We start from the raw sequence: 10,728 nt of genomic DNA, 5'->3' as shown, positions 1-10,728 counted from the left end.
AAATCTAAAATCTAAAATCTAAAATCTAAAATCTAAAATCTAAAATCTAAAATCTAAAATCTAAAATCTAAAATCTACTTAGCCGCATTAAAATCTGTAATAATATTTACAGCTTCGTTTAAATAAGGATTCGTTCTAAGATTATCAATCTGATATTGATTGATAGTTTTTTCGGTAGGGTAGGCGCCTAATAGAAACTGGTTTACACTCGAATTATAAACATCGAGCGGATTATTTTCGTCGTTGAATGTGTTAATCTCAGACCAGATATAATTCACGTTTTTTTTCTGTTTAAAAACTGCATCCAAAGTCATCGGGATTTCAGCTTTAGGAACATTCACCATTTCATCAATTTTTAAGTTGATTTTTTTGATGTTGTTAAAGTAATAATTATCCGCAAGTCGAAGCGTACTGCTTTTAGCAATTTTATCAATAACACTTCTTTTTACATAAGTTTTATATTTTAAAAGTGATTCTATGCTATCATTTTTTATGGCAGTCGGAAAATCGCTTTCTTTTTGATAAATACCTTCATAAAATTCCGGAAGTACAACATCGGGTTTAACCCCAATATATTGGTGGCTTTTGCCCGTAACTCTGTAAAATTTATTAATGGTGATTTTTAAGAAATCAGTATTTTTTTCCTCGTCAAGCGAAAGAATAGTCTGCATGGTTGCTTTCCCAAGTGTATTACTGCCTAATAATAACGCACGATTATAATCTTGCAATATCGAAGAAAAAAACTCGCTTGCCGAAGCCGTATTGCTATTAATCAAAACAACCATCGGACCTTTGTAAATAACGCCCCGATACGGATCATTGATGACTGATCTTTCTTTTTTGTTATCAACAACAATCGAAATAGGGCCATAATCAACAAACATTCCCGCTAGTTTTATGGCTTCTTCCATAGATCCGCCGCCATTATCAATCAAATCAATAACAAGACCTTTAATATTGTCTCTCTCCAGTTTTATCACTTCGCGGGCAACATCATCGGCACAGCCTTTTCTGCTATTTCCATCTAAATCAGCGTAGAAACTCGGAATTTTAATATAACCAATTTTATTTTCTTTGCCCACTATAAAACTAAAAACCGAATTTTCTTCGTCTTTCATCACCTGCTTTTCAATATAAACATCAAAGCTTTTGCCTGAATTACGTTTTATGGTCAGAACAATACTTTTGTTCGATTCTGATAAAATCATGGTAGAAATTGATTCCAATGAAGCACACGAAACCTGCAAAGTTTCCTTATGATTGGATACCGAAAGAATTTGATCACCCTTTTTTATTTGTCCCGTTTTAAAAGCCGGACCATTCGGATCAATTTCATCTATTATAATTTCGTTTTTCTCATTTAGGTTTACGGTCATTCCCAATGATAAATGCTCTTTTGAGAGCGAAGCAACAAAACTCGATTTCGAGTCATTGCTAAAATAAGCCGTATGCGGATCAAAATACAAGCAAAAGAAATTGTATAATTTTTCTTCCTGCTTCAGATTATTTTCCAAAAGCGTAGTGATTCGGCAAATTTCATTAGATAAAACCAATTTTCTGGATGCCAATTCAATTGATGAAAAATTAGTTTTAATAGAATCCAGGTTATCACCTGTTTCTGCAATATCATCTAATATTTGATAGCGAAGTTTTTTAAGCCAGACTTTCTCCAGATTTTCTTTTTTGAGATAAAAATCGAATGATTTTTTATAAAAACGAATCGTATCTTTTTTACTATAATCGATAGTTCCGGAATCTATTTTTTCTAAAACAGCTTTTGTTCTCAAAAGGCCTGTTTTATATTTATTAGTAATATCTGCTAAAAAACTACAATCATTACTCAAAATCATGTCGTCGAGTTTCAAGCGGTATTTTTGCGCCATCTCATCATATTCACTTTTAAAGAAGATATTTCGTGACGGATCTAATTCATCAATAATATTGTCAAAAACAAAAATAGACAAACTGTCATTTACCGGTTTTGGGCGTATATGTTCGGTTTGAATCAGGGCGTTTATTTTGTTTAATATTTCGCATGTGGGATCACCACTCTGACTAAACAGAATGTTTGTACCTAACATTAATACTAATAATATTCTTTTCATAAAAGGCGGAGATCAATTTGCTATATTAAAATTACGCTTATTTTTTGACACCGTTTTATATTTTTTCGAAAATATCTTACAAGAAAATCATTTTTTTATTGCTATTATTATAAAAGTATTCGCCACGAATTCACCAATTCTTACAATAAGAAATTCGTGAATTCGTGGCGAAAAAAAAAGCATCATTTAAGTGATGCTTTTAAAATTTATATAAAATTATTTCTTGTAAAAAGGCAATTTAACCACTTTTGCAGGAACATCATTTTTTCTGATTCTGATAAAAATATCACTGTCAACAGTACTGTTGTTTACAGTAACATATCCTAAACCAATTCCCTTATTCATAGAAGGCGACATAGTTCCAGAAGTTACAACACCAATTACAGCACCTGCAGCATCTACAATTTCGTAATCGTGTCTTGGTACGGCACGTTCCTGCATTTCAAAAGCAACTAATTTTTTAGAAACACCTTCTTCTTTTTGTTTTTTCAAACTTTCAGAATTCGTGAAATCTTTATTAAATTTCGTAATCCAACCCAAACCGGCTTCAAGTGGAGAAGTCGTATCGTTGATATCATTTCCGTACAAACAGAAACCCATTTCAAGACGCAAAGTATCACGAGCTGCTAAACCAATTGGTTTAATTCCAAAAGCCGCTCCGGCTTCAAAAACTTTATTCCAAACCTGTTCTGCTTCGCTGTTTTTACAATAAATTTCAAATCCGCCAGAACCTGTATATCCTGTAGCAGAGATAATTACATTTTCGATTCCGGCAAAATCAGCCACTTCAAAATGGTAATACGGAATCGCTGCTAAATCTATAGAAGACAAAGCCTGCATAGCCTCAACCGCTTTTGGACCCTGAATTGCCAATAAAGAATAATCATCAGAAAGGTTTTTCATTTCAACACCCAAATCGTTTTGAGCCGAAATCCAGTTCCAGTCCTTTTCGATATTCGAAGCATTTACAACCAGTAAATACTCTTCCTCTTTCATTTTATAAACAATCAAATCATCTACAATTCCGCCGTCATTATTTGGAAGACAAGAATATTGCGCTCTACCAATCGTCAAAGTCGAAGCATCATTCGAAGTCACTTTCTGAATCAAAGCCAAAGCATTTGGTCCCGTCAGCAAAAATTCCCCCATGTGCGAAACGTCAAAAACGCCCACACTATTACGAACAGTCTCGTGTTCAGCATTCACGCCCTCATAAGTAATAGGCATATTATAACCAGCAAAAGGCAGCATTTTAGCTCCCAAACCTTCATGTATGTGCGTAAGCGCAGTATTTTTCATTGTGTTGATTTATAAAATTGTGTCGCAAATTTATTCAAAAAATATCTAAAAATGATAGTCTAAATTATAAATTTCGCAATAATATGAAGCAATTCCAGCTTTCCGTTACAAGTCCTCATAAAAAAAGCAAAGTTTCTAATGTTCCAAAAAGAGCTTCCGTTGGTCGCTTTTTTAGAACAAGAAACTTTTGCTTTTTTTACTCCGGGCTTTCCTCTACAATCTGGGCTAGGGATTTACGTTCAAAAGAAACATTCTCTTATTCGAATTTTATGTAACTTTAAGTCATTAAATTTTTTCTTCTTATTGAAATTAAGGCAGAATGTACAGGCGTCACCAAATTTAAAAATCCGTTTTTATCCGCGTTTTACCAAGTAAATCCGTTTTATCCGCGTTACAATTAACCACAATCCATAAGTAATTAAAAATAAAATATTAAAATAGATAATAAGCCAAATGAAAGATCCATTTTTAATTACAAAAGAAGAAATTCTACAATTATATAAGCCAGTAAATCCTAACACACATAAAGGACTTCAGGGACATGCCGTAATTATTGCCGGAAGTTACGGTAAAATCGGAGCAGCCGTTCTCGCATCAAAATCCTGCTTAAAAACAGGATGCGGACTCGTAACCACTTTTACACCAAAATGCGGTTATCAGATCCTTCAAATTTCCATTCCCGAAGTTATGGTTATCACCGACGAAAATACCAATTTCATCACACATATTCATCTTCCGTTAATTCCGCAAGCTGTTGGAATCGGTCCCGGAATAGGGAAGGAGTTAGGAACACAAAAAGCACTATTCGAATTTTTAAGAATCAACAAAGCGCTTTTAGTTCTTGATGCCGACGCCTTAAATATTTTATCAGAAAACCAATCGTGGCTCGAATTAGTTCCCGAAAACACTATTCTGACACCACATCCAAAAGAGCTCGAACGCTTAATAGGCAAATGGAATTCAGAATCTGAAAAGTTTCAAAAAACAATTGCATTTTCAGAGAAATACAAAGTAATCATTGTCATGAAAGGCGCACCAACCTACATCATCAATCAAAGTAAAATTTACGAAAACACCACCGGAAACGCTGCACTGGCAACAGCAGGAAGCGGCGACGTCCTAACCGGAATCCTGACCAGTTTACTGGCACAAGGCTACGAGCCCAAATATGCCGCAAAGCTTGGCGTCTATCTTCACGGTTTAACGGCAGATATTGCGTTGCCAAAAACCGGATATCAATCGTTTACAGCCTCAGATATTATTAAGAATCTGGGAAAAGCGTTTTTAGAATTAGATAATTAGAAAATTAGATAATGTGACAATTAGAAAATTAAATAATGAAATCTTATCTATCAACTTTTGTCTATAAACTAAAGTTTACATTAAAGTATAGTCAATAAAATTCGACATAGTTGTGTCATCTCGACGGAGGAGAGATCACACACGGAACTCTACAAAGATTGTCGATTCAGTTTGCGGAGCTTCTAGTGTGATCTCTCCTCCGTCGAGATGACAAAAACGGCAGCAATTGTTAAACATCAAGCTTTGCGAACTTCCAAAAGCTAGCAAACTTAGGATTTAACCTTAGCGAACTCTGCGTATCCCGATAGCTATCGGGATTGTGATCTCTGCGGTTAAAAAAATAAGAATCTAAATTCGTAAGTTTGTATTCTCAGTAAATACTGCTTATGAAAAACTTCGATCTCAGATCCGTAAACGTTACCCGTTATATAACGCCATTACGCGAAGGCGGTTCCTTACCCGCTTTGGCAGAAGCCGACGATGATTTTAAATACGTCTTAAAATTTAAAGGAGCCGGACATGGCGTAAAAGCTTTAATAGCCGAATTAGTGGGCGGACAAATTGCAAAAGCCTTAAAACTACAGCTTCCGGAATTAGTTTTTGCCAATCTCGACGAAGCCTTTGGAAGAACAGAAGCCGACGAAGAAATTCAGGATTTACTGCAAGGAAGTCAGGGATTAAATCTGGCACTTCACTTTTTATCCGGTGCAATAACTTTTGATCCAGTTGTAACAACTGTCGACGATAAATTAGCATCACAAATTGTTTGGCTGGATTCATATATAACCAATGTTGACAGAACTTTCAAAAATACCAATATGTTGATTTGGCATAAAGAATTATGGCTAATCGATCACGGAGCATGTTTGTATTTTCATCATTCTTGGAACAATTGGGAACAGCACGCCAAAAGTCCGTTTGCATTGATAAAAGATCACGTTTTATTGCCACAAGCCTCACTTTTAAAAGAAGTTGATGCCGAATTTAAAGCACTTTTAAATCCGGAAATTCTGGAAGAAATTGTAAACACAATTCCTCTGGAATGGCTGCAATGGGAAGATACCGACGAAACTCCGGAAACCTTGCGAAATGTATATTTACAATTTTTGCAAACCCGATTAAATAATTCCGAAATCTTTGTAAATCAAGCCCAAAATGCAAGATAGTCACTTATATGAGTACGCCGTAATTCGTGTAGTACCAAGAGTAGAACGCGAAGAATTCCTGAATATCGGAATCATTTTGTTTTGCAAAAAAGCCAAATTTATAAAAGTATTGTCACACATCGATGACGCGAAAATAGAAACTCTTTCAAACGACTTTGATATTGAGCAATTGCATTGCAATGTTACCGCATTAAAGAAAATCGCAGCCGGAGATAAAGACGGTGGGCCAATTGGCGAAATGGATATTCCGTCGCGTTTTCGTTGGTTAACCGCGATTCGCAGTTCGGCAATTCAAACATCAAGACCACATTCAGGTTTGTGCGAAGATTTAGAAAAAACAATTCAGAGATTATTTGAAGAATTAGTTCTTTAAAGGAGGTTCAAAGCAACAAAGGTTCAAAGGCACAAAGGTTTTCTGTAGAGACGCACAGCAGTGCGTCTAACATAAAGTTTATCCGCAATCAATTAAAAAAATTTGCTCCCGAAGCCTCGCGACTGCTACTTTGCACGATTCAAAAAACAAAGGTTAGCGAACTTCGCGGAGATAATGAAACCAGATAAAAAAATACCCAGATTTATAAAAAAATTCCAATTAATTTAAATCTGCTCAATCTGCAAAATCTGCGTGAAACAAAAAAACTCTGTACAAAATAAAAAAGTCAAACCCTATAAGAATTTATACTTATAGGGTTTGACAAAACTAAACTAACTAACTCACATTCTCTAAAACCATAGTTTCAAGTGATGAATTTGAAACTATGAAATTTAAAAATGAAAATTTATTAAAACGATCCGCAAACATTTCCGCCTAAAGTTGGTCCTGCATTTGCAGAAACATCAGCTTTAACAGCAGTTTTATCAAGTTTTACAATTGTGTACGGAGGTGTAAAAGCGGTTTTACTTCCTGCCTGATTTCCAGATGTATTAGTGAAAACGTTATCAACTGCTGTAACAGCTGTATAACCCGTCATTAAATCAATAGGAGTTTTTACACCCTCAAAAACGTTTGATTCTACACGAATATCAGCTTCAAAACCTGCAGCGATACATTTATTGCTCACAGTACTGTTAAAGAAACTGTTTACGATATGCACTTTTCCAAAACGAACTCTTGGCATTCTTTCTTTACATCCCGGAGCCCACCAGCAACGAGCGAAAGTAATTCTTAGTTTTCCACGATCTCCCGTAGCACCGTCGCTTGAACCAATTAAGTTAGAATATCTGTGATCATCTGATCCTCCTGAACCTCCTGCTTTTGGTGGTTTTAGGTAGTGAAATTTAGAATAAGTAACAGAAATATAATCTGATTTGTTTTTGATGTCAAAGTTTCCGTCTACACCGTCTCTGAATTCGCAGTGGTCAACCCATACATTTGTACATTCGTCAAGAATTGCATTATCCCAACCATCAGTATCATAAGCACCAGGGCCTTCAAAAATAAGGTTTCTGATAATGATGTTTTTACATCTTTTGATGTTAATGATTCCAGAAGCATCTTTGGTTTGATTAGTCGAAACCAGTTTTGCACCGCTGGCACCATAAATAGTTTTACCGGTTTGATCTTGAAAAGACAATCTGGTTGTAACAGTAATAGTTCCGCTCACTTTAATAACCTTTACAGAGCTGCTTTCGATAGCTGATTTCAATTGAGCATAAGTAGTAACAGTTGTTTCAGCAGCACTTCCACCACCGGTTGTACCACCATTTTGAGAAGCCCATCCCGGAACCTGTGCACAATTTCCAATTTTTGCTGTCAAATTACCTGAAGCAGGTGTAGTTTCAACAACAGCGCTTGCATCTGTTGATGAAGCAATTTCTTCGGTATTACAACTTGTAAAACCTAAAGTAAGTGCCAATACCAAGACTGACAAATTTAATTTTAATTTCATAATAATTTAAGTTTGGGGTTTTTTGTTAAAATATTTAACAGTACAAATCTGCTTATAATAATTCTTAAAAAAGTTGAACAAGTTCAATATTTTGTATTTTTTTTCGGATAAAATGTTTTTTTAACAATTGTTAAGAGACAAAAATATCAAAAAGAAGTATTTTTACGTAATCGATTACATCTTTTTTTAATTCATTCAAATACTTACGCCCCCAAGTAAGAATAAAAGTAAAAACACATGTACAAAGCCCTCAGATTAAACATTGAACGTAAAATTAACTTAACCGAAGAAGAATGGAAATGCATTATAGAAAAAACCGAGTTTATAAAACTTAAGAAAAATGAATTCCTGCAAATTCAGGACTCAAACAGTTCTTATGAAGGATTTATTTTAAAAGGTGCTTTTAAAACCTACATTATAAACGACAGCGGAGGAGAAAGCGTTATTTTCTTCTCTTTTGAAAACGAATGGATGTGCGATCTCGAAAGTTTCTATCATCAAAAGCCTACAACCTACAATATCAAGGCCATAGAAGATAGCGAGATTTTGGTAATTAGTAAAGCCAACAAAGCACTTTTGTTTGAACAAGTACCAAAGCTGGTGCAGTTTCATATTATTATGGTAGAAAAAGCCAACATAAACATTCAGCAAAGACTTTTAGATGTTTTAAACAAAACCTCAAAACAACGGTATTTGGAGTTTGTAGAAAGATATTCACATAAGATTGATAAAATCAACAACAAAAATTTATCATCCTATCTAGGTGTTTCACACGAATTTCTATCGAAGATTAAAAAAAGTTGCTGAAGAAAGTTACTATCCCGAAGCTTCGGGACTGAGATGCTAAGGTTCTAAGCTTTTTAGCAGCGAAAGTAAAATCTCGCAAAGTCGCGAAGTCGCAAAGAAAAATAAAAACTTTGCATCTCTGCGATTTTGCGAGCATATCGCGCACCAGCTAAAAAAAACTTAGTGCCTTTGTGTCTTCGTGGCAAAAACCTAAACGCACTTCTCTAAATAAATAAACTCCAAAGGCTTATCAGAAACATTAATATGTATATCACTAGAAGGAAAAGGTTCTCTTTCTCCGGTTTCAACATAACCGTGGCGTTTGTACCACGCAATAAGCTCTGAACGAACCGAAACAACCGTCATAATAATACTCGACAATCCTAGAGTTTTAGCATGCTTTTCGCCTTCGGCCAATAACTTTTTACCGATTCCGCTATTTTGTAATTCTGGTGAAACGGTTAACATTCCCAAATACAATTGCTGTTCTTTCTCGACCAATAAAACCGACCCAATAATTTGATCGTTCTCGGTATATTTCAGGAATGTATTTTTAGGATCAGAAATAATTGCCGTTAATTCTTCTTCCGTTGTTCTTTTTCCTTCTAATAAATGAGCTTCTGTTGTCCAGCCTTTTTTAGAAGTTTCGCCTCTGTATGCAGAGTTGATTAAGGTTGTTAAAGCGGGAATATCTTGTAATGTTACTTTTGTAATCATGGAATTTTATGCAGTAATTATAATTTTTAAATATTTTGAATTGCTTCCTGCTTTAGCTGGAAAACAAAATTACAATATTGAAGAATGGCTTCTGCCGAAATTTTTTAATTATTTTTTGGCTTTTTGATTGAGCAAATAGCAATAAGTGAAATGAGTTGCTAAAACTACAGTGATTCCAATGTTCCATAGAGGCATTCATTAGAAAAATCAAGCATTATATTTTCCTTTTTTTGATTTTCAATAACTAATAAATCATAAGGTTCCAGATAATATGGCTTCTCATTAATTTTAATAAGTGTTGTATATAAAGAAAACAAAAGTATTATTTGAGCATTACAATTCTGATTACGCTGTGTTATTTGCAATTTGTGATGGCCTATTTTTTCAGAAACCATCCAATTAAAATCAATACCTTTTGTATAAGAAGTCACTTCATCATCCGAATTAAATCCCATGATTTTATATTTCTCGTATACTTTTTTTTCTTTGTTAACATCGATATTTAAAGAGTTATCAAGCATTACCAAATATCGATGATAGCCCTTAAATTTGGTAAACTCCGAAGGCACTTTCTCTATTGTTGCACTGCTTATTCTAAATACAAAATCCCTATCGCCATAGTTTGCTGTTTCCGGATATATCATATATTCATATGTCAATCCACCACTCCAAATAGCGGCTGTACAATCTTTTTTAGGAAAAAGGTGTATGTTCATTTTTTATTATTTTTAAAATGAATGTTGGGATTTGGGAAGTTTTCTCTCTTTGTGTTCATGAACGGGGTGTTCGCGTTAACTAGTATTTTTGGTGAGCATTCATTCTCTATGGATTCAATTAAAAATCTATCTTAGTCATTCATATTTACTAATTAAAGCGATTATATATTTGTTAGGAAAGTTTTGGTTCCGTTGTCAAAATTGAATTCATAATCATACGGTATATTAGATTCTGTTTCATACTGAATTGTTAAATCTGAACCTTGTAAAATAAAAATTCCATATCCTGTTATAACGTGGTCTTCACTTGTTGAAGGAATTTCCATTACTTCGATTAGTTTATCAGTCATAAAATTGCAAAAGTCGCTATCCTCAAATTGTAATTTATCTAAATAAAAAGTTATGGTTCTACTACTTCCAATCCAGCTAGGACCAATATCACATAATACTTTCCATTTAACTGTTAAAGTTTTATTTTCTAATTCTTGCTTAAGCTCTTGTATAGAATTCATTAAGGTTTTATTAATGTAGACGAAAAAAAATATTCGTTTATTGACTAAATTAGTCAGCGAAAGTTAATTTAGTTTCTTGTTTTCAAATTTATTTATTTTTTTTCTCTCCGTCGCTAGCGCGAGCGTCCCGCTCGTGCCGTCCAATATGCAGTTTGCTTCTCTTGTCTTGTCCTAAAATAGGTTTACACAAAAGTGTAAAAATATGGAAAGATATTCAAAAACATCATCTTCAAAAT

General features: G+C 34.2%; 10 protein-coding genes. 4 read left to right on the top strand and 6 right to left on the bottom strand.

The window, feature by feature from the left end; translation table 11 throughout:
- Positions 1-74: 74 nt before the first annotated feature.
- Positions 75-2,105 (bottom strand): S41 family peptidase, encoded by a 2,031-nt coding sequence (locus AC4FQ3_RS22680; protein ID WP_491183391.1) that lies wholly within the window; start codon positions 2,103-2,105, stop codon positions 75-77.
- A 216-nt stretch (positions 2,106-2,321) separates the two neighbouring features.
- Positions 2,322-3,404, bottom strand: coding sequence for a glycine cleavage system aminomethyltransferase GcvT (gene gcvT, locus AC4FQ3_RS22675; RefSeq protein WP_491183390.1), 1,083 nt, complete (start codon positions 3,402-3,404; stop codon positions 2,322-2,324).
- Positions 3,405-3,857: 453 nt separating this feature from the next.
- On the opposite strand from gcvT, the gene AC4FQ3_RS22670 reads away from it, so the two are divergent.
- The 3 genes from AC4FQ3_RS22670 to AC4FQ3_RS22660 all read left to right on the top strand — a co-directional run bounded on the left by AC4FQ3_RS22670 (position 3,858) and on the right by AC4FQ3_RS22660 (position 6,245).
- Positions 3,858-4,706, top strand: coding sequence for an NAD(P)H-hydrate dehydratase (locus tag AC4FQ3_RS22670; RefSeq protein ID WP_491183389.1), 849 nt, complete (start codon positions 3,858-3,860; stop codon positions 4,704-4,706).
- Between the two features lie 386 nt (positions 4,707-5,092).
- Complete coding sequence (locus tag AC4FQ3_RS22665) at positions 5,093-5,872, top strand: HipA family kinase (RefSeq protein ID WP_491183388.1); 780 nt, start codon at positions 5,093-5,095, stop codon at positions 5,870-5,872.
- Positions 5,862-6,245 (top strand): DUF3037 domain-containing protein, encoded by a 384-nt coding sequence (locus AC4FQ3_RS22660; protein WP_491183387.1) that lies wholly within the window; start codon positions 5,862-5,864, stop codon positions 6,243-6,245. Before AC4FQ3_RS22665 ends, AC4FQ3_RS22660 begins: the two co-directional genes overlap by 11 nt.
- Before the next feature lie 409 nt (positions 6,246-6,654).
- Here the strand turns inward: AC4FQ3_RS22660 and AC4FQ3_RS22655 are convergent, their stop codons facing one another.
- Positions 6,655-7,761, bottom strand: a complete 1,107-nt coding sequence (locus tag AC4FQ3_RS22655; protein WP_491183386.1) for a pectate lyase family protein — start codon at positions 7,759-7,761, stop codon at positions 6,655-6,657.
- Positions 7,762-7,998: 237 nt separating this feature from the next.
- Here AC4FQ3_RS22655 and AC4FQ3_RS22650 point away from each other — a divergent pair, with 237 nt between their 5' ends.
- A complete protein-coding gene (locus tag AC4FQ3_RS22650) occupies positions 7,999-8,568 on the top strand; it encodes a Crp/Fnr family transcriptional regulator (protein ID WP_073393628.1) in 570 nt (189 codons plus the stop codon).
- 189 nt (positions 8,569-8,757) lie between these two features.
- Here the strand turns inward: AC4FQ3_RS22650 and AC4FQ3_RS22645 are convergent, their stop codons facing one another.
- The 3 genes from AC4FQ3_RS22645 to AC4FQ3_RS22635 all read right to left on the bottom strand — a co-directional run bounded on the left by AC4FQ3_RS22645 (position 8,758) and on the right by AC4FQ3_RS22635 (position 10,492).
- Positions 8,758-9,264 carry a GNAT family N-acetyltransferase gene (locus AC4FQ3_RS22645; protein ID WP_491183385.1) on the bottom strand — a complete coding sequence of 169 codons (507 nt, stop codon included), beginning with the start codon at positions 9,262-9,264 and terminating at the stop codon, positions 8,758-8,760.
- A gap of 164 nt (positions 9,265-9,428) precedes the next feature.
- Positions 9,429-9,980 carry a HutD family protein gene (locus tag AC4FQ3_RS22640; protein WP_491183384.1) on the bottom strand — a complete coding sequence of 184 codons (552 nt, stop codon included), beginning with the start codon at positions 9,978-9,980 and terminating at the stop codon, positions 9,429-9,431.
- 161 nt (positions 9,981-10,141) lie between these two features.
- Complete coding sequence (locus tag AC4FQ3_RS22635) at positions 10,142-10,492, bottom strand: hypothetical protein (RefSeq protein WP_491183383.1); 351 nt, start codon at positions 10,490-10,492, stop codon at positions 10,142-10,144.
- Between the last annotated feature and the right edge of the window lie 236 nt (positions 10,493-10,728).

The organism is Flavobacterium sp. AK-345 (assembly GCF_058310175.1).
This window is presented reverse-complemented; position numbering and strand designations above follow the sequence as displayed.